The organism is Arthrobacter sp. 05L421 (genome assembly GCF_056397785.1).
Genome location: NZ_JBFTOC010000012.1, coordinates 1 through 18,246, shown reverse-complemented (window position 1 = coordinate 18,246; position 18,246 = coordinate 1). Strand labels below are relative to the sequence as shown.

The following is an 18,246-nucleotide window of genomic DNA, read 5'->3' as shown; positions in this document are numbered from 1 at the left end:
TGACGTTGTTACCGGCGCGTTCTTACCGGCAGGCCGGCAGGTTCTTACTGAAACGTTCTTACCTGCAGTGATTACCTGCCGATGAAGATGCCGTTCTTCTGCCGGGCCAGCAGGTAGAAAACAATGCTGAGCGCCGAGAGCACGGCCACGTAGACCGGGAAGATCCAGGATGCGTTCAGGGACTGCAGCCACACCAGGAGGTAGGAGGCCGTGCCGCCGAAGAGCGCCACGCCCAGGCCGTATCCGAGCGCAGTTCCGGCGCCGCGGCAATTCTTCGGCATGAGGGAACTGCTGACCACGTTGTACAGGGTCATGTTCAGGACCAGCACCACCGAGCCGCCGAGGAGCACGGCAGCGAAGCCGGCGATGCCGGGCTTGACGTACATCAGCATCAGGAAGACCGACGGGATGGACAGCGCACGGGTGATCAGGAACCACTTCGAAATCGACTTGCCATCGGCAACCTTGCTGATGATGAGGCTTCCGACCACCAGCACGACGCCCAGCACGGTGGTCAGTGCAAAGACAGCGGTCGCGTCTTCTTTGAAGCCGGTGCGGGCAGCCGTCGGGAGGCCGGTGTTCCACGCGTAGTTGTAGGCCTGCGCCGCTCCGACGACGAACGTGATGGCCAGCACGCTGAGCCAGTGCTTGCGCACCCCGCCCCAGACCATCTTCGTGGAGTTGTCCGCCAGCTCCTCGGGCTTCATGGTTTCCGGAAGGGTCCGGCGAAGGTAGACCACCACAAAGCCGAAGGCCGCGCCGACGACGAACGGCACACGCCAGCCCCAGTCGGCCATGACGGCTGCGCCGAGCATCAGGGATGACAGCCAGCTGACAAGTGAGGCGAGCAGGATGCCCGCGTTGACGTAGAAGGAGATGATGCCGGCGACAAAGCCTTCGCGGCCCTCGGGGACGAGTTCGACCGCGTGGGCGGTGGACAGCGGGGCTTCAACACCCGTGGAGATGCCCTGGATGATGCGGCAGACCAGGAGAATGACGCCGGCGGCGGCACCGATCTGGTCGTAAGTGGGGCAGAGGGCAATGATCAGGGTGGTGCCGGCCATCATCATGATGGACCAAAGCATGACCCGGCGCCGTCCGATCCGGTCGGCCAGGGTACCGAGCAGGATTCCGCCCAGCGGACGGAATGCGAAGCCGACGGCGAAGACTGCCAGCGCGCTCAGCGTTGCCGCGACGGGGTCCTGCGACGGGAAGAACTTTGGCCCGATGAAAGCCGACAGAAGGCCAAAGACCATCCAGTCGTACCATTCCAGGGTGTTTCCCAGTCCGAGGCCCAGCAGCCCGCGGCGTACTTCCGGCGAGAGCCGGGACTTCCGGCCGCTCTCTAGGTCAATCTTGACGGCAGTGTCAGTCATGATACTTTTCCTTCCCCCTCGCCTTCGGGGCGCGGGAGGGTACGGATCACCGGCGGACGCCCTGTTGGGGCCGGCAGTGATCGAAACTATCGTTTGGCTTGGTCCGCAGGGCGGGACCGGTTCACCACATGGGAGGTGAGTTAGCCCAGATAGCTACGCGTGCCTCTTCGTAGCGATTGAATGCAACGGGCCATCCAGCTCGGAAACAGGGGACGGATCGCTAAGGAACGCGCCTCGAGTTTACCGGGCAACATCAGGTCTGCGGATGGCTTGGCAGATACCACTGCATCAGTACAAGGGAACGACCACGAACGCGGGCCGGGCGCACCTTCCGCCAGAAGGTGGCTGCGCCCCCATCCCTGTTCGCTAAGCTTCGAACCCTTAGTGGTGCGGCTCACACAACTATATTGAAGATCTTCACAGAGTCAATGGTTCTATGGAAAAAACGGCCTCACCTCGCACGATGCCGCCAAGCCGAAGGGAGGCGCATCGAGAGCCCGGCCCGGACGGAACGTGAAACCCGCGCAATTCCGGCCCGAACGGGGCGCGAGGCGGCCTCAAGCCGCGCCTGGCCTCAACCCGGACAGCCCGGATCAAATGTGGAAACCGTAAAGTAATTTACGAAAACCATTGATTCGCTAAAAGTTTTCACTATAGTTATGTGTGTTAGCTCACCAAGAGAAAGTCGGACCATGGCTACCGAAAGCGTCACGGGATCTTCCCCAGCCGGCACAAGCGTCCTCCTTGCCACCGTAGGCAACAAGGTACGCAACATGCGCAAAGACAAAGGAATGACCCTTGCCAAGCTCTCGGAAATCACCGGCCTCAGCCCGGCGATCGTAAGCCAGATCGAACGCGGCCTGGCCAATCCGTCCTTCACCACCTTGGCACAGTTGGCCCACGGCCTGGACATCCCCGTAGGGAAGTTCTTCCTCGGGCAGGAAGAAACCAAGTCCCCCGTGGTCCGCAAGGGCGAGCGGAGAAACCTCAAAGGCGTCACCAAGAAGTCCGTGGGTGAAGCGGTCTACGAGCTGCTCACCCCGGACCTCAACGGTGCGCTGGAGGCCCAATGGATCGTGAGTCCGCCAGGCCACGACACCAGTGCCACCCCTTTCCGGCACAGCGGCGAGGAATTCGGCATCATTCTCTCCGGCCGGAAAGACATCTTCCTGGACGGCGAGTGCTACACCCTGGAGGAAGGCGATTCGATCACCTTCTCTTCGGAAACGCCTCACTGGTACAAAAACAGCTACGAAGAGGTCTGCGTAGCGATCTGGGTTAACGCACCTCACGCGTGGTGATCGGCCGGCTCTAGCCGCCGTCGCCGTCCGGTCCGGATACGTCCCCCGGAACCTTTTCCATACCCTGCAGCCAGGTCCGCAACGGGCCGCGCTGCGTCATACCCTCCGCCGGGTCGATTTCGCGGTCAACGCCGCCGCGATCCCCTCCTGAGCACCGTCTTCTACGTCACCGGCCGCCCTCCCAACGGCACTTCGCCGGAATAGTTAGGATCCCCATGAACCCGTCTACAGCCACGTCGTCGCTGGAACTCAGCACCACCACAGCGGACCTCACCGCTCCCGTCATCTCCCGCTCCGACGTCCTCGTGGTGGGCGGTGGCCCCGCAGGTGTGGCCGCCGCCGTCACCGCGGCCCGCTCGGGTACCTCAGTCACGCTGCTGGAACGCTACTCCTCCCTCGGCGGCCTCGCCTCCGGCGGCATGGTGCTCGTCCTGGATGACATGATCAACGGCCAGGAAATCACCGTCACGGGCATCGTCTCCGAGTACGTCGAGCGCCTCCAGAAGCTGGGCCTGGCGATCGTCCCCCCGGCCGGTGACCGCAAGACCTCCGAGGAACTGTGGAACAAGTGGGGCCGCTACGGCACCTTCGACTTCCACTCGCACACCACCCCGAAGCCGGTCTGCTACGCCGCCGCCTTCGACCCCGACGGCTGGAAGCGCGTCTCCAACGACCTCGTCCGCGAGGCCGGCGTCAACCTCCGCCTGCACTCCTGGTTCTCCCGCCCCATCGTGGACAACGGCGTCATGAAGGGCGTCATCTGCGAGACCAAGTCCGGCCCGCAGGCCTTCATGGCCGACATCGTCATCGACACCACGGGCGACATCGACGTCGCCTCCCGGGCCGGCGCCAGCTACGTCAAGGACAGCTACCTCACCACGCTGGTCTTCCGCCTCGGCAACGTCGACACCAACGCCGCGGAAGCCTTCGAACAGGCCAACCCGAAGGAAGCCCGCGCCATCAACCGCAAGATCAAGCGCCTCCTCGGCGGCGCCTGGGAACTGTGGTGGCTCAAGACCCCCATCGACGGCGTGGTCTGGTGCAACGCACCGCACATGACCGGGTTCGACGGCGTCGACCCGGCGGACATGACCGCCGCCGAGTTCGCCGCACGGGACCGCATCACCGAGGCCGTGGACTACGTGCGCGCCAACCTGCCCGGCTTCGAGAACTGCTACATGCTCGATGTCGCGTCCCAGATGGGCGTCCGCCAGACCCGGCTGCTGGAAGGCGAATACGTCATGACCAAGGACGACGTCACTTCCCGCCGCCACTTCGCCGACACCGTGGCCCGCGGCCGCGACTACTACTACCCGTTCCGCTCGCTGCTGCCCAAGGAAGTGGACCAGCTGCTGGTCGCCGGCCGGCACTACTCCGCCACACCCGAGGCGCAGAAGATGTCCCGCGAGATCCCGCCCTGCATGGCGATGGGCCAGGCCGTCGGCGTCGCCGCCGCACTCGCCATCGAAAACGGCACCCTGGTCCGCAACGTCTCCGCGCTGGACATCCAGCAGGGCATGCGCCGGCACGGCGCAGACCCGGGCGACGTCCCGTCGTCGAACGCCACCCTTGACGTGGACGCGGTGGTGGGGGCATGAGCACCGTCATCGACGAACTCTTCACCGGAGACTCAACAGCAGAAGGCACGACGGCGGCCCCCGCCGCCGCGCCCGTTGCTGCCGGCACGCCGCTCCCCCTAGACGGCATCAAGATCGTGGACTTCACCCAGGTGTTCATGGGCCCGTCCTGCACCCAACTGCTGGGCGACTACGGCGCGGACATCATCAAGGTGGAACGCCCGGGCGCCGGGGACATCTCCCGCAACTCGTTCCCGGACAAGGACGGCCAGGACAACCCGATCTTCCTGTCCATCAACCGGAACAAGCGCAGCATCTCCGTGGACACCCGCACCGACGACGGCAAGGCCGTGCTCCGCCGGCTGCTGTCCGACGCGGACGTGGTGGTCAGCAACTTCCGCTCCGGCGTGATGGAGCGGATGGGCTTCGGCTACGAGGACCTCAAGGAGCAGAACCCGGGCATCATCTGGGCCTCCGGCACCGGTTTCGGCCCGGAAGGCCCCTACTCACACAAGGGCGGCCAGGACGCGATCGCCCAGGCCTACTCCGGCGTCATGTGGCGCCGCGAATCGGACGACGTGAAGCCGACTATCTACCCCACCACGCTGTGCGACTACATCACCGGCATGCACCTCATGCAGGGCATCCTGCTGGCGCTGCGCACCCGGGAGGGCTCCGGCGTCGGGCAGAAGGTGGAGGTGACCATGTACGACTCCATGCTCCACCTGCAGATGCAGGAGGCGTGCATGCAGCTCAACCGCGGCTACGAGGTCAACTGGGGAGCCATGCCGCTCAGCGGCGTCTTTGAAACCACCGACGGCGCCGTCTGCATGGTGGGCGGCTTCACCCCGGACCCGCTGGCCAGGATCTCCGAGGCGCTGGGCCTGGACGAGGACCTCACGCTGCGGCCCGAGTTCGCCAACCTGGAGCAGCAGTTCGAGAACAAGCCGGCGCTGCAGGCGATCTTCCGCGAGCGCATCGCCACCAACACCACCGAATACTGGACCGGCCAGCTGGAGGACAAGGGACTGCTCAACGCCCCCGTGCACACCCTGGAGCAGACCCTGGCCGATGCGCAGACGCACGCCAACGGCATGATCGTCGAGGCAGAACACCCCGGCGTCGGCACCGTGAAAATGCTCAACGCGCCCATCCGGCTCTCCGCCACCCCTCCCACCATCCGCCGCGCGGCCCCGCGGCTCGGCGAACACAACGTGGAGGTGCTGCTGGAGAACGGGTTCGACGCCGAGACCATCGAGCGCCTGCAGCAGCTGGGGGTCCTCCGATGACCGCCACAGTAGAGCAGACAGTAGAGCAGACAGTGGACCAGGTCACCCTGACCATCGAGAACCACGTGGCCACGGTGGTGATCGACCGCCAGCACGTGCTCAACGCCGTCGACGGTTCCGCGCAGGCCCGGCTCAACGAAATCTGGGACCAGCTCGAAGCCGATCCCGACGTCCGGGCCGTGGTCATCACGGGCGCCGGAACCCGGGCATTCTGCGTCGGCGCGGACATGTCCGCCTCCGCCGTGGACAAGACCGGCCTCGAGTACTGGGCGGGCCTGGACCCCAACGGCTTCGGTGGGCTCAGCCTGCGCACCACGCTGGACATCCCGGTGATTGCCCGGGTCAACGGCTACGCGCTCGGCGGCGGCATGGAGATCGTGCTCGGCGCGGACATCGTGATCGCCGCGGACACCGCACGCTTCGGGCTGACGGAACCGCGCGTCGGGCGCCTGGCGCTGGACGGCGGCATCCACCAGCTGGTGCGCCGGATCCCGTACACCCAGGCGATGGGCATGCTCGTCACCGGGCGGAAGACCGAGGCCGCAGAGATGCAGTCCATGGGCCTGGTCAATGAGGTGGTCCCCGCGGATGAGCTCGACGCCGCGGTGCAGCGCTGGCTGGACCAGATCCTCGCCTGCGCCCCCACCTCCGTCCGGGCGGTCAAGCAGATGGTCACGCAGACCGCGCACCTGACCGCCACCGAGGCCCGCGGGCTCCGGCTCCCGGCCCTCATGGCGGCGCTGGACAGCGAGGACTCCGCCGAGGGCGTCCGCGCCTTCCAGGAAAAGCGCCCGCCGCTCTGGCCTGGACATTAAAGCGACAGCCGCTAGCCTCCACCGCCCGATATTCAGCCGCTCGAAGAACAACAAGAGCTTAGAAGGAGAAACCTATGCGGGAGTCACTGACACCCGGCGTGTGGGGCGTCGTCGCCACACCCTTCCAGGGCAGCGCCCTGGAAGTCGACACGGACAGCCTGGCCCGACTCGTGGGCTATTACGAGTCGATCGGCGCCACCGGCCTCACGGTCCTGGGCGTGTTCGGCGAGGCCGCGGCCCTCACCGCGGCCGAACGCAGCCTGGTCCTGGAAGTGGTCGTGGAGGAAACGCGCCTGCCCCTCGTGGTGGGAGTGACCTCCCTCTACACCGGCACAGCCGTGGATGAGATCCGTTCCATCCAGGCTGCCACCGGGGACCGCCTGGCTGCCGTCATGGTGCAGGCCAACTCCGCCAACCCCGGCGTGGTCACCGCGCACCTGAACGCCATTCACCACTCCACCGGCGCCAACGTGGTGCTGCAGGACTACCCCCTGGCCAGCGGCGTCAGCATCAGCACCGAGGCACTGATCTCCGTGGTGCAGGCTTGCAGCTTCGTCACCGCGGTCAAGGCCGAGGCCCCGCCCACGTCCGTCGCGATCGCACACCTCACCGCAGCCCTGGACGTCTCCGTGTTCGGCGGCCTCGGTGGCCAGGGACTCCTGGACGAGCTCATGGCCGGCGCCGCCGGGGCGATGACCGGGTTCTCCTACCCGGAAGCTCTCATCGCCTGCGTGCGGGCATGGCAGAAGGACGGTTACGAGGCCGCCCGCGATGCCTTGCTTCCGTACCTTCCGCTGATCAACTTCGAACAGCAGGCCAAAATCGCGCTGGCGGTCCGCAAGGAATGCCTGCACCAGCGCGGACTGATTGCCGACGCCGGCGTCCGGGCCCCGGCCGCGGCCTTCCCGGAGGGTCTCCGGACTGGCTTGCGCACGCATCTGGCCGAGGCCGCCGAGGCCCTTGGCCTGCATCCGGCCGCCGCCCTCAGCACGGCGGGGAGGAACTAATGGATCTCGGAATCAGCGGGAAGACCGCCTTCGTGGCCGCCTCCACCGGCGGGCTCGGCCTCGCCATCGCCCGGGCCCTCGCGGCCGAAGGCGTCCGGGTGGCCATCACCGGCCGCCGCGAGGTGCGCGCCAAGGAGATCGTCGCCGAGCTGACGGACGCCTACGGCCCGGGCGCCGTCGCCATCGAGGCAGACCTGAGCACCGCGGAAGGCGTGGGTGCCGCCGTCGAACAGACAGTGGCGGAACTCGGCCCCATCGACATCCTGGTCCTCAACGGCCCCGGACCGAAGCCCGGCGCGGCCGCCACGCTCGGCGCCGACGACATTGCCGCGGCATTCGAACAACTGGTCAAACCCCACCACGCCCTGGTCTCGCACATCCTTCCGGGCATGCGGGAACGGCGCTGGGGACGGATCCTGGCCGTCGGTTCCAGCGGCGTCGTGGCGCCGCTGCCCAACTTGGCCGTCTCCAACACCGGCCGCGCGGCACTGGCCGCTTACCTCAAGACCCTCGCCGCCGAGGTGGCCCTGGACGCCGTCACGGTCAACATGCTCCTGCCCGGACGCATCGCCACGGACCGGGTCGCGGAACTGGACCAGGCCGCCGCCAAGCGGCGCGGCACCACGCCCGAGGACATCCAGCTCGAATCCCGCAAGACCATCCCCGCCCGCCGCTACGGCGAACCCGAGGAATTCGGCGCCGCCGCGGCGTTTCTCTGCAGCGCCCCGGCCTCCTACATCACCGGCGTGGCACTGCGCTGCGACGGCGGCCTCATCCGCGGGCTCTAACCGCTGGCCCTGGACACTCACCACTCACCCTGCTCCGACTCCCCCGAAGGAACACCATGACTTCCACAGCATCAGACACCTCAACTGACACCGGCACCGGAACCGCCACCGGGCGGGACCTCATCACCGCCCGGCATCTCATCAACGGCGAATGGATCGGCGGGGCGGACACCGAACGGATGAACCCGGCCCGCCCGGGCGAGCTCGCAGCCCTCTCCCCCGGCGGCACCGCAGCCGACGTCGACGCCGCCATCACCGCCGCCAAGTCTGCGCAGCCGGCCTGGGCAGCCCTGCCCGCTCCGGCCCGCGGCGCCATCCTGATGGCCGCCGGAAACCTGCTCCTGGACCGCCAGGCTGCCATCGCCGAGGACCTCGTCCGTGAAGAGGGCAAGACCCTGGCCGAGGCCAAGGGCGAGGTCAAGCGCGCCTCCGACGTGCTCCGCTTCTTCGGTTCCCTCGGCTGGGCCGCCACCGGCGAGGTGCTGCCCAGCGGCCTGCCGGACACCACCATCACCACCCGGCGCGAGCCGCTCGGCGTCGTCGGGCTCATCACGCCGTGGAACTTCCCCATCGCCATCCCCGCCTGGAAGGCCGCCCCGGCGCTGATCAGCGGCAACACCGTGGTCATCAAGCCGGCCGAGCTCACCCCGCTCTCCGCCACGCACCTGGCCCGCGCCTTGCAGGACGCCGGCCTGCCCGCCGGCGTGTTCAACGTGGTCCACGGCAAGGGCCGCGTGGTGGGCGACGCCCTGGCCCGCGATCCCCGGATCGCCGGGCTGTCCTTCACCGGCTCCACCAACGTGGGGCTCGGGCTGCAGGAAATCCTGAACGCCCGCCGCGCCCGGGTCCAGCTGGAAATGGGCGGCAAGAACGGCGTGCTGGTCCTGGACGACGCCGATCCGCGCAAGGCGGCCCAGGTGGTGGCGGCCGGCGCGTTCGGCCTCACCGGCCAGGCCTGCACCGCCACGTCCCGCGTCTACGTCACGCCGGGAATCCGTACTTCGTTCCTTGAGGCCCTCACCGCGGAAGCCGCGCAGTACACCGCCGGTGACGGGCTCGAGGGCGCAAAGATGGGCGCCGTCGTGAGCAGCCAGCAGTTCGAACAGAACCAGGCCGCGGTGCGCACCGCCGTCGAGCGCGGCGCCACGCTGCTGCACGGTGAGCACGACGGCGGCACGGACGCCGGCTTCCTCTTCCCGGCCGCCATCCTCACCGACCTGCCGTTCGACGACGCCGCCGTGACCGAAGAGATCTTCGGACCCGTGGTGGCCGTCCTCGAGGTCCCGGACTATGAAGCCGGGCTCGCCGCGATCAACGATTCCCGCTACGGCCTCACCGCCGGCATCTGCACCGACTCCCTGGCGTTCTCCACGGACTTCGCCGCCCGCGCCCAGGCCGGGGTCATCAAGGTCAACCGCCCGACGGCGGGGCTGGACCTGAATGTGCCGTTCGGCGGCGTCAAGGACTCCTCCACCAACACGTTCCGCGAACAGGGGAAGTCCGCGCTGGACTTCTTCACCTGGGGCAAGACCGTCTACACGGGTGTGTAACCTGCCATGACGTACGTGATCGCCCAGCCCTGCGTGGATGTGAAGGACAAGGCCTGCATCGACGAATGCCCGGTGGACTGCATTTACGAGGGTGAACGCTTGCTTTACATCCACCCGTCCGAGTGTGTGGACTGCGGCGCGTGCGATCCCGTGTGCCCGGTGGAGGCGATCTACTACTCCGACGATGTCCCGGACGAGTGGGCCGATTACGTGCGCGCCAACGTGGAGTTCTTCGAGGAGCTGGGGTCGCCGCAAGGCGCCTCAGCCCTCGGGAACCTGCACCGCGACCACCCGATGGTGGCGGACGCGCCCGTGACGGCCGGCGCCGTAGGCTGAGCCTATGACTTATGGCTCTAGTCGGCTGCCGCCTGTCTGAGGAGCATCACAAGGGTCAGGACGGTGCCCGGCCAGGGGCGTCCTCCTACGCCGACTACAAACCCGACCTGCAAGAAGGACCATCATGACGGTGGCCTGGACTCGAGCATCGTTCCGCCGGCTCACAGCCGCGATCCTTGCCGTCGCTCTGACTGCGGCCCTGGGCGGGTGCAGTCCCGGACCGCACCCGCCGGTGCAGCCGGTCTCGCCCGATCCCGGCTACCGGACCATGCTCGACGAGTTCAGCAGGAGAATGCTCGGCGACGGCGCCCCTGCCGTGCTCATCCAGCTCCGCGTGGGCGGCGACGTGTGGTCCGCGGCCTACGGTGTTCGAAACCTGGCCAGCCCATCCCGGGCCGAGATCACGGACCCTGTGCACGTCGGCGGCATCACCAAGTCCATGGTGGCGGTCTGCGTGCTCAAACTGGCAGAGGAAGGCAAGCTGGAGCTCGACGCGCCGGTCAGCAGGTATCTGCCGGATTTCAACAAGGTGATGCACCCGCCGGGACCTGTCACCGTCCGCCAGCTGCTGCAGCACCGCTCTGGCATGCCCTCCGTGGACGGGCCGTTGTTCGATCCGGCCACGGTGCGGCAAGCCCTGACCACCAAGGTGAGCCTGGCGGACCTGCTGGCCATGGCGGGACGGATCTCGTGGCAGGCGAAGCTGGCCCAAGGATTTGAGTACTCCAACTCGAACTACATTGCCCTGGCGCTGATCGTCGAGCACCTGAGCGGCCGGCGGATCGGCGAGGTGATCAGCACCGACATCATCCAGCCGCTGGGCCTGAGCGAAACTTTGATGACCGCGGCCGGGCCTCCGCCGTCGTCGATGGTCCACGGCTACATCGCGCTGGGCCGCAACCAACTCGACGTCACCTATCCGGCCGCGCAGATCGACAACGCCGCCGGCGGCATGGTGTCCTCCGTGGCGGATGTGAATACGTTCTACCGCGCACTGCTGCAGAACCGGCTGCTCAAGCCGGACACGATCACGCAAATGGAGAGCCCGCTCTACGCCAGGTATGGACTCGGGGTGGTCCGCTGGAACGACCTCTGCACGAACGATTTCTACTACGGCCATCCCGGCGACGTGCCCGGCTACGGCACCATCGCCATGACCAGCGCGGACGGAACCCGGCAGCTCACCATGGCCGTGGCCTATCCCCCGGAACCGCTCCAGCCCGGTGGCACCCGCATCCTGCACCAGATGGAATCCGTCGCGGAGGACACCCTCAACGCCACGTGCCAGACCGGGCCGACAGGGCCGCTCAACAACGCGGCAGGAAGTCCGGGGTAACGGCCGCGGCCGGTCGCTGCAGACACTGCGACAATGGGCAGATGACAGCCATCATCCTCGTCTGGAACCCGGACGAATGGAACGATTGGACCTATCCGGCAGTGCTGGAGGAGGTCGCCGAATCCGGCCGGTTCCTGGCCAGCTGGGAGGTCGGTCTGGCGGGCGCCGCCGCCTCCGGCGCGGTGGGCGGTCTGGCGGATGCCGACAACGTGGCTGACGCCGCCGTCTCCGGCGCGGTCGGCAGCCTCTCGGACGCCGACAACCTGGCTGACGCCGCCGTCTCCGGCGCGGACGCGTGGCTGGTGCTCCAGGGCCGCCACGGGCGCGGCCTGATCGGCCACGGTGTCATCGTCTCGGAGCGGCCGGCTCCCCGCCTCCAGGCACCGGACACCGCGAGCGCCGCAACGGCCGGGTCCCTGCTCTGCATCCGTGTGGCCTTCGACGGCCTCCTGCCCGCCGGGGACCAGATCCAGCCCGCGGTCCTCCAAGAGACTGTGCCCGGCATCGACTGGGAAGCGCTGCCCGGCCCAGCACTTGCCATCGAACCGTCCCTCGAGCCCCTCCTGCGCAGACTCTGGCGAGAGTTTGGCCCGCCACCAGGGGCCGACCCCACCCAGCCCGTGCCCGGCACCGTCCCCGCCGCGGCCGTCATCCGGGTCGAGGTGAACCGGTACGAGCACAGTGCGGACGCGTGCCGGGCCTGCATCGCCCATCACGGGACCAGCTGCGCGGTGTGCGGGTTCTCCTTTGAAATCGCGTACGGGGACATCGGCAAGGACTTCATCCCGGTCCACCACCTGGTCCCGGTGTCCCAACTGGGCGGCAGCTACGAACTTGATCCCGTCACGGACCTCGTGCCGCTCTGCGCCAACTGCCATGCCATGGCACACCTCGGGGTGACCACGCCGCGCACGGTCGCGGAGCTGCGCCGGGCCATGGCCTCCGCCGGCTACCTGACCGGGCAGGCCCTGACCCAGAGAGAGCTCCAGGCCCAGCAGGACGCCCGGCGGATCCTCAACCAGCAGTAGACGGCAGTGAACGCTCTCAGGCGGACCACACCTGCCGGAACTTGCCGCTGCCGTCCGGCCGGGGCGGCTCCCCGGCAAACCGGACTTCGACGCCGTCTGCGCCCTGGGCCGCGAAGAACGCACCCAGGCGCTTCCCCACCGCCGCCTGCACGTCAGCCGGCACGGCATCCGGCCCGAACTCGAGCCGCACGGTGAGCGACCGCGGCCCGGTGCGGATCGCCTGGAACCGGCGGACGCCGGCAGTCTCCTCGATCACCGTGCCCAGCGCCAAAGGCAGCACCGTGACTACTTTTCCGTCCAACGCTGACTGCTGGTCGAGAACACCACCGTCCGGCCTTGCCCCGTCCGGCCCTGTCTTTCGGTCTAGCACTGCCCCGTCCAACGCTTCCCTGTCCAGCGCCGCCCCGGCGGCGAAGCTCAGCACGTCCCCGCTGCGGCCTTCCACCCGCAGCGTCGGAAAGGGACTCCCGCAGGTGCACGGGCCGGCATCCAGCTGCACCCGGTCGCCGAGGTTGTAGCGGATCAGTGGCTGGACCCGGTTGGCCAAGTTGGTGACCAGCACCGTGTGTGAGAGTTCCCCGGCCGGGACTGGCCGGAAGGCGTCGTCCACCGGCTCCACAATGTTCCAGTCAGCATTGACATGCAGCAGCCCCTGCCGGCAGCGGCTGGTCAGGGCGAGCGCCTCCGAAGCAAGGTACCGCACGGTGACGCGGCAGCCGAGGGCGGCCTCGATGTCTGCCCCGGCAGGGGCTGCCAGGCCCTCCCCGGACGCGACCGCAAGGACGGGACGGATGTTGAGGCGTCCCGATTTCTGTTCGCTGGCCAGTTGCAGGAAGGCGCTCGGATAGCCGTAGAGCACGGTCGGCTGGAAGTCGTTGAGGTCCGCCACGAGGTCCGGGAGCGGCCGGAGCACGGAGAACACGCGGACCCGGCGGCCGATGCGGGCGCTGCGCCGGCGCGCGGCTTCGGTCAGCACGACGCCGGCAAAGTGGTCCCCGTCCGCGATCAGTGCCGCGGCCCGCAGCCCCCGCCGGAGGAAAGCCCGGGCCTCCGCAGCCGTCATCAGGGTCCGCCGTTCACGGATCGGGCCGAGGAGGTTCGCCACCTGCAGCGAGGTCCGGTCGTGGACCAGGACCGCGGGTTCCCCGGTGGACCCCGACGTCGTCATCACGAGGTACTGCCCGCGGTAGAGGCCGCCGATGCGTGAGGCGTCGCCGACGAGGTATTTCTTCAGTCCGGCGAGGGTGATGTGGGGGTCGGTCATCCAGTCATCGAAGTTCTCCATGAGCTCACGTTTGCCCACCGGAGGCAGCTCCCCCAGATTCGCCGCCAGATCGGTGACCGTCTCCGGAACGTCCCGGTACAGCCTGCGGTAGTAGGGCGAGGAGGACCGCGCGCATTCAACCAGCGTGCCGAGCCGGTCCCGTTGCCGGCGGGCGATCGCGTCCGGGCTTGCCCGGCCGGCCCGCCAGATGTCCCACGCGATCCCGGTCATCCGTGTCATCCCGAGAGGAGAGCCGCGCATCACCCATCACCCCTTCACGGCGCCGGCCCTCGAGACGCACCCTCTCCCACGCTGGCACGGCTTCGGCTGGCCCAACAGGGGCTTTAGGCACCGGATGGACCTGCGCGAATGCCCGGACACCGCCGAATTGCTGGACTAACTGGCAGGTAGCACCACAGACTGTGTACAACAGCTGGCTGGGCGGCGTGAGAATTCCTGCCACCGGGCCGGCCGGGGACTACCAGCAGCATCGTTTGGGGCTTTGCCTAACACCTTTTTCCACCGCCGTGAAAGGACCTGGTTATGCCGGACTTGTCATTTTTGTATCCGCTCATTTCGATCATTCTGGGGGCGGTCGCCGTCGTCGGCGTCATCTGGGTGGCGACAAAACTGATGTGGAAGGTGGCGGAGCCGAACGAGGCCCTCATCATCTCCGGGCTGACGCGCGGCACCCTGGATACCCGGGAGGGGATGGATTTCAAGATCGTCACGGGCAAGGGGGCCCTGGTGCTCCCCGGCCTGCAAACAGTGCGGCCGCTGTCCCTGACGCTGAATGAAACCGAGCTCAAGGTCTCCTGCGTGACCTCCCAGGGCATCCAGGTGATTGTCGACGGCGTGGTCATCTACAAGATCGGGGATGCCCCGCCGTTTATTGCCAACGCCGCGCGGCGGTTCCTGGGCCAGCAACCGAAGATGGAAAGCCAGGTGTACAACGTCTTCGAAGGCCACCTGCGCTCGATCATCGGCAGCATGACGGTCGAGGAAATCATTCGCGAGCGCGACAAGCTGGCCTCCCAGGTCCGCAGCGCCAGCGGCGTCGAAATGGAGAAGCTGGGCCTGGTGGTCGACTCGCTGCAGATCAAGGACCTCCAGGACCCCACGGGCTACATCCAGAACATCGCCAAGCCGCACATCGCCATGGTCAAGATGGAGGCCCGCATCGCGGAGGCCACCCGGAACCGCGAGGCCGCGGAAAAGGAAGCGGAGGCCGAGGCCTTGATTGCCGACGCCCGGAGCGTGTCCGCGATCCGGCAGTCCGTGGCGCAGGCCAATGCCGAGCGCGCCAAGGCGAACGCGGCCCAGGCCGGCCCGCTGGCGGATGCGACGGCGCGTCAGCAGGTGGTAGTCCAGGAAACCGAGGTGGCAAAGCTGGAGGCCGACCGGGAGGAACAGAAGCTGCAGACCACCGTCCGCAAGCCCGCGGACGCGAGGGCCTATGCCAAGCGCACCGATGCCGAGGGCCAGAAGTCCGCGGACATCAGCGCGGCCGAGGCATTGGCACGGCGCACCGAGCTCGAGGCCCAGGCCAACGCCCGGCGGACCGAGGTGCAGGCGCAGGCGAACGCGACGGCGGCGGCTGCGGCGGCCGGTGCCACCAAGGTCACCGGCGAGGCCGAGGCTGCCGCTACGAAGGCCCGCGGCGATGCCGCCGCCTCCGCCATCAAGGCCAAGGCACTGGCCGAGGCGGAAGGCATCAAGGCCCGTGCCGAAGCCCTCGGAACCAACCAGGACGCCGTCATCTCCCAGCAGCTGGCTGAGAACATGCCGGCGATCGTTGCGGCGGCCGCCGAGCCGTTTGGACATGTCGGCCAGATGACCGTCCTCAACGGCGGCGAAGGGGTCAACCAGATGATCGGCGGGATTTTGGCACAGGTGGGCGACTACCTCCCGGCACTCTCCGGCGCGCTCAAGAACAGCCGGGAGGCCGCCAAACGGGATATCAAGGCTCCGGGGGCGTAGCGGTCGCTATGCGGGGGCAAATCACCGGGATTCTGAGGCGTAGGGGAATCGATGTACGGGGATTGTGATGCACAAGGATGTTGACCGGAGCTTGACCGGAAAGATTGGGCGGGTCACGGGTCGGATCGGCCCGGGCACAATCGGCGAGGTCATGCTGCCCGTCCGCGGTGGCACCAGCGCGTTCCATGCTCACCCGTTCGACAAGAGCAGCGTCTTCGCCGTGGGCGAGCAGGTCCTGGTGATCTATTTTGAACCGCCGCAGACCGTGTTTGTGGACGAGCTTCCGGATGTCCTCAAGGCCGAATGACACTCTGGACGCCGGGAGGCGGCGGGCGTATTCTGAAGTTCCGTAGCCTCTGGAGGTATTTCTGATGGAAGGCAATAAGCGTCTGCGTGGCTGCCCGGCTGTGAGGGTATTAATGGTTTCTGCCACCCGTACTCTCTTCCCGGTCGGCAACTGGCCCGATCCGCTATAGCTCGTCTTTCGTCATGCCGTCCGGCACCGCTGCTTCGTTCGGGTTTGCGCCGTGAACGCATGGCCGCAATCAGCTGCGCCCGTTGGCGGTTTCCGACAGTGCGCACCCTGCCCCCTCCGCGCACCGTCTTCCTCTGGATAGCTCCGTCCTGACCGCGCCTACCTGTTAACCCACTCTTCCCCCGCCGGCCACGCCCGCTCCCCCGCACCGCAAACCGCCCCCCGCACCGTGGAGGGGTGAGGATCGCAATCGTCGCCGAATCATTCCTGCCGCTCATGAACGGGGTTACCCACTCCATCCTGCGCGTGCTGGAGCATCTGCAGGAGCGCGGGGACGAGGTGCTGGTGATCGCGCCGTCCACGCAGGCCACGGAGGTCCCGGACGAGGTCTATGGCGCCCACGTCCACCGGCTTCCCTCGGTCCCGCTGGCCGGCTATGCGAACGTCCGCGTGGCGATGGGCGGTGTGTATCGGGTCAAGCGCATCCTTGCCGACTACGCGCCCGACGTCGTTCACCTCGCGTCCCCGTTCGTGCTCGGCTGGCGGGCAGCGCAGGCCGCCCGCCAGCTCGGCATCCCCACGGTGGCGATCTACCAGACCGAGGTGCCCGGCTACGCGGGCCGCTACGGGGTCCCGTTCCTCGAAAACTGGGCCTGGAACCGGGTGGACCAGATCCACCTGCTGGCCTCGCGCACCCTGGTCCCCTCCACCTTCGCGTTCAACCAGCTCCGCGGCCGCGGCATTCCGCGCGTGGACATGTGGCGGCGCGGCGTGGACACCCAGCGGTTCAACCCCGCGAAGCGCGACGCCGGCTGGCGGGCTACCGTGGCCCCCGGCGGCGAGCGCCTCATCGGCTACGTCGGCCGGCTGGCGGCCGAGAAGCAGGTGCAGGATCTGGCGGCGCTGGCGGATGTGCCCGGGACCCGGCTGGTGATCGTCGGTGACGGGCCGCAGCGGGCCGCTCTGGAAGCTGCCCTGCCGCAGGCGGTCTTCACCGGGTTCCTCGGCGGTGATGACCTCGCCCGTGCCGTGGCTTCCTTCGATCTCTTCGTCCATCCCGGCGAATTCGAGACCTTCTGCCAGACCATCCAGGAGGCCATGGCGTCCGGTGTGCCAGTGGTGGCCACAGGCCGTGGCGGCCCGCTGGACCTGGTGGAGAATTCGCGGACGGGCTGGCTGTACGAACCCGGCGACCTCGCCGCGCTCCGCGCCCGGGTGACGGACCTGATGGGCGACGACGCCAAACGCCGCGCGTTCGCCGCCGCCGCACACGCCTCGGTCCAAGGCCGGACTTGGTCCGTCCTCGGGGCCGAACTCGTGGGCCACTACGAGGCCGTGATCCGCGAGCCCGCGGTTTCCCGCTCCCCCCTCGTTGCCCTATCGCTTAGAGCGGCCAAACCCGGGTTTTAAGCACCAAAGTGATAGTGCAACGGGGGGGACTTAGGGCACTGGCCGCCAACGGCTGATCCTCCGACCATGAAGACGACATACAGGGGCCGCATCCGCCCCTCCAGACACGAGCCCAATGCAGAAGCAGACGCTCCCCCAGAAATCAGGTCAAGACTGTGGATGAAACGAATGCGAACGAGAAGGTAGTCAACCGGCTGATCGCTTGTATCAATGACCGTCAGGTTGCGGTCATGGACGAGTTGTTTCATGACGACGCGGTCATGCACTGGCCACAATCCGGAGAACTCGTGCGCGGTGCCGAGAATCGGAGGGGAATCTACAACGCCTTCCCACAACTGCCAACCATCACCCCGCGCCGGCTGACCAGTGGCGGGGACCTGGTCGTCGCCGAGGCGTTGTTGGATTACGGCGGCCCACAGTACGAAACGGTGTTCATCTTTGAATTTCGCGAGGGCAAAATCGCCAAGGAGACAGCCTACTGGAGCGAGGCATTCGACGCACCACAGTGGCGTGCCCAATGGGTTGAAAAAATCTAGACAGAACCGGGTCAGGTCAGACGTCGCTAGGGACTGCCCCCGGTTTTGTTGACTCCTTGACCTAGCGAGCTTGTGCTCGTGGAAGGATGTTGACCATGCCCACGGCTTATGGGGCGGAGTTCCGCCAGGATGTTATTGATGTGGCCCGCAAGGGCGAAGCGCCGCTGGCGCAGATTGC

Annotated in this window: 16 protein-coding genes; 14 read left to right on the top strand and 2 right to left on the bottom strand. The window is 67.5% G+C overall.

Features of this window, described 5'->3' with window-relative positions:
• Positions 1-71: 71 nt before the first annotated feature.
• Complete coding sequence (locus AC1DKQ_RS14425; protein WP_476883819.1) at positions 72-1,376, bottom strand: MFS transporter; 1,305 nt, start codon at positions 1,374-1,376, stop codon at positions 72-74.
• 692 nt (positions 1,377-2,068) lie between these two features.
• On the opposite strand from AC1DKQ_RS14425, the gene AC1DKQ_RS14420 reads away from it, so the two are divergent.
• The 10 genes from AC1DKQ_RS14420 (at position 2,069) to AC1DKQ_RS14375 (ending at position 12,403) form a co-directional block, all read left to right on the top strand.
• Complete coding sequence (locus AC1DKQ_RS14420; RefSeq protein WP_476883820.1) at positions 2,069-2,677, top strand: helix-turn-helix domain-containing protein; 609 nt, start codon at positions 2,069-2,071, stop codon at positions 2,675-2,677.
• A 215-nt stretch (positions 2,678-2,892) separates the two neighbouring features.
• Positions 2,893-4,275 (top strand): FAD-dependent oxidoreductase, encoded by a 1,383-nt coding sequence (locus AC1DKQ_RS14415; protein ID WP_476883821.1) that lies wholly within the window; start codon positions 2,893-2,895, stop codon positions 4,273-4,275.
• Positions 4,272-5,543 (top strand): CaiB/BaiF CoA transferase family protein, encoded by a 1,272-nt coding sequence (locus AC1DKQ_RS14410; protein WP_476919364.1) that lies wholly within the window; start codon positions 4,272-4,274, stop codon positions 5,541-5,543. The genes AC1DKQ_RS14415 and AC1DKQ_RS14410 overlap by 4 nt, the downstream gene beginning before the upstream one ends.
• Entirely contained in the window at positions 5,540-6,358 is an 819-nt protein-coding gene (locus tag AC1DKQ_RS14405) for an enoyl-CoA hydratase-related protein (protein ID WP_476919363.1), read from the top strand. The genes AC1DKQ_RS14410 and AC1DKQ_RS14405 overlap by 4 nt, the downstream gene beginning before the upstream one ends.
• 74 nt (positions 6,359-6,432) lie before the next feature.
• On the top strand, positions 6,433-7,365 hold the full coding sequence (locus AC1DKQ_RS14400; RefSeq protein WP_476919362.1) for a dihydrodipicolinate synthase family protein: 933 nt from the start codon (positions 6,433-6,435) through the stop codon (positions 7,363-7,365).
• Positions 7,365-8,153 (top strand): SDR family oxidoreductase, encoded by a 789-nt coding sequence (locus tag AC1DKQ_RS14395; protein ID WP_476883825.1) that lies wholly within the window; start codon positions 7,365-7,367, stop codon positions 8,151-8,153. Before AC1DKQ_RS14400 ends, AC1DKQ_RS14395 begins: the two co-directional genes overlap by 1 nt.
• Positions 8,154-8,209: 56 nt before the next feature.
• On the top strand, positions 8,210-9,703 hold the full coding sequence (locus tag AC1DKQ_RS14390) for an aldehyde dehydrogenase family protein (RefSeq protein ID WP_476883826.1): 1,494 nt from the start codon (positions 8,210-8,212) through the stop codon (positions 9,701-9,703).
• Positions 9,704-9,709: 6 nt separating this feature from the next.
• Positions 9,710-10,039, top strand: a complete 330-nt coding sequence (gene fdxA / locus AC1DKQ_RS14385; protein ID WP_476883827.1) for a ferredoxin — start codon at positions 9,710-9,712, stop codon at positions 10,037-10,039.
• Positions 10,040-10,163: 124 nt separating this feature from the next.
• Entirely contained in the window at positions 10,164-11,375 is a 1,212-nt protein-coding gene (locus AC1DKQ_RS14380; protein ID WP_476883828.1) for a serine hydrolase domain-containing protein, read from the top strand.
• 41 nt (positions 11,376-11,416) lie between these two features.
• A complete protein-coding gene (locus AC1DKQ_RS14375) occupies positions 11,417-12,403 on the top strand; it encodes an HNH endonuclease (protein WP_476883829.1) in 987 nt (328 codons plus the stop codon).
• A 16-nt stretch (positions 12,404-12,419) separates the two neighbouring features.
• Here the strand turns inward: AC1DKQ_RS14375 and AC1DKQ_RS14370 are convergent, their stop codons facing one another.
• Positions 12,420-13,907 (bottom strand): phenylacetate--CoA ligase family protein, encoded by a 1,488-nt coding sequence (locus AC1DKQ_RS14370; RefSeq protein ID WP_476919361.1) that lies wholly within the window; start codon positions 13,905-13,907, stop codon positions 12,420-12,422.
• Between the two features lie 303 nt (positions 13,908-14,210).
• Here AC1DKQ_RS14370 and AC1DKQ_RS14365 point away from each other — a divergent pair, with 303 nt between their 5' ends.
• From AC1DKQ_RS14365 to AC1DKQ_RS14350, 4 genes are all read left to right on the top strand, one after another.
• Positions 14,211-15,647 carry a flotillin family protein gene (locus AC1DKQ_RS14365; protein ID WP_476883831.1) on the top strand — a complete coding sequence of 479 codons (1,437 nt, stop codon included), beginning with the start codon at positions 14,211-14,213 and terminating at the stop codon, positions 15,645-15,647.
• Positions 15,648-15,714: 67 nt separating this feature from the next.
• On the top strand, positions 15,715-15,954 hold the full coding sequence (locus tag AC1DKQ_RS14360; RefSeq protein ID WP_476919360.1) for a hypothetical protein: 240 nt from the start codon (positions 15,715-15,717) through the stop codon (positions 15,952-15,954).
• Positions 15,955-16,359: 405 nt separating this feature from the next.
• Positions 16,360-17,532, top strand: coding sequence for a glycosyltransferase family 4 protein (locus AC1DKQ_RS14355; RefSeq protein ID WP_476919359.1), 1,173 nt, complete (start codon positions 16,360-16,362; stop codon positions 17,530-17,532).
• A 155-nt stretch (positions 17,533-17,687) separates the two neighbouring features.
• Positions 17,688-18,068, top strand: coding sequence for a nuclear transport factor 2 family protein (locus AC1DKQ_RS14350; RefSeq protein WP_377988472.1), 381 nt, complete (start codon positions 17,688-17,690; stop codon positions 18,066-18,068).
• Positions 18,069-18,246: the final 178 nt, after the last annotated feature.

What these genes read in the sequence shown, in the direction of transcription:
- AC1DKQ_RS14400 (WP_476919362.1), top strand. Translation starts at nt 6,433, where the DNA reads ATGCGGGAGTCACTGACACCCGGCGTGTGGGGCGTCGTCGCCACACCC.
- AC1DKQ_RS14410 (WP_476919364.1), top strand. Translation starts at nt 4,272, where the DNA reads ATGAGCACCGTCATCGACGAACTCTTCACCGGAGACTCAACAGCAGAA.
- AC1DKQ_RS14365 (WP_476883831.1), top strand. Translation starts at nt 14,211, where the DNA reads ATGCCGGACTTGTCATTTTTGTATCCGCTCATTTCGATCATTCTGGGG.
- fdxA (WP_476883827.1), top strand. Translation starts at nt 9,710, where the DNA reads ATGACGTACGTGATCGCCCAGCCCTGCGTGGATGTGAAGGACAAGGCC.
- AC1DKQ_RS14405 (WP_476919363.1), top strand. Translation starts at nt 5,540, where the DNA reads ATGACCGCCACAGTAGAGCAGACAGTAGAGCAGACAGTGGACCAGGTC.
- AC1DKQ_RS14425 (WP_476883819.1), bottom strand. Translation starts at nt 1,376, where the DNA reads ATGACTGACACTGCCGTCAAGATTGACCTAGAGAGCGGCCGGAAGTCC.
- AC1DKQ_RS14390 (WP_476883826.1), top strand. Translation starts at nt 8,210, where the DNA reads ATGACTTCCACAGCATCAGACACCTCAACTGACACCGGCACCGGAACC.
- AC1DKQ_RS14380 (WP_476883828.1), top strand. Translation starts at nt 10,164, where the DNA reads ATGACGGTGGCCTGGACTCGAGCATCGTTCCGCCGGCTCACAGCCGCG.
- AC1DKQ_RS14360 (WP_476919360.1), top strand. Translation starts at nt 15,715, where the DNA reads ATGCACAAGGATGTTGACCGGAGCTTGACCGGAAAGATTGGGCGGGTC.
- AC1DKQ_RS14375 (WP_476883829.1), top strand. Translation starts at nt 11,417, where the DNA reads ATGACAGCCATCATCCTCGTCTGGAACCCGGACGAATGGAACGATTGG.
- AC1DKQ_RS14370 (WP_476919361.1), bottom strand. Translation starts at nt 13,907, where the DNA reads ATGACACGGATGACCGGGATCGCGTGGGACATCTGGCGGGCCGGCCGG.
- AC1DKQ_RS14415 (WP_476883821.1), top strand. Translation starts at nt 2,893, where the DNA reads ATGAACCCGTCTACAGCCACGTCGTCGCTGGAACTCAGCACCACCACA.
- AC1DKQ_RS14420 (WP_476883820.1), top strand. Translation starts at nt 2,069, where the DNA reads ATGGCTACCGAAAGCGTCACGGGATCTTCCCCAGCCGGCACAAGCGTC.
- AC1DKQ_RS14395 (WP_476883825.1), top strand. Translation starts at nt 7,365, where the DNA reads ATGGATCTCGGAATCAGCGGGAAGACCGCCTTCGTGGCCGCCTCCACC.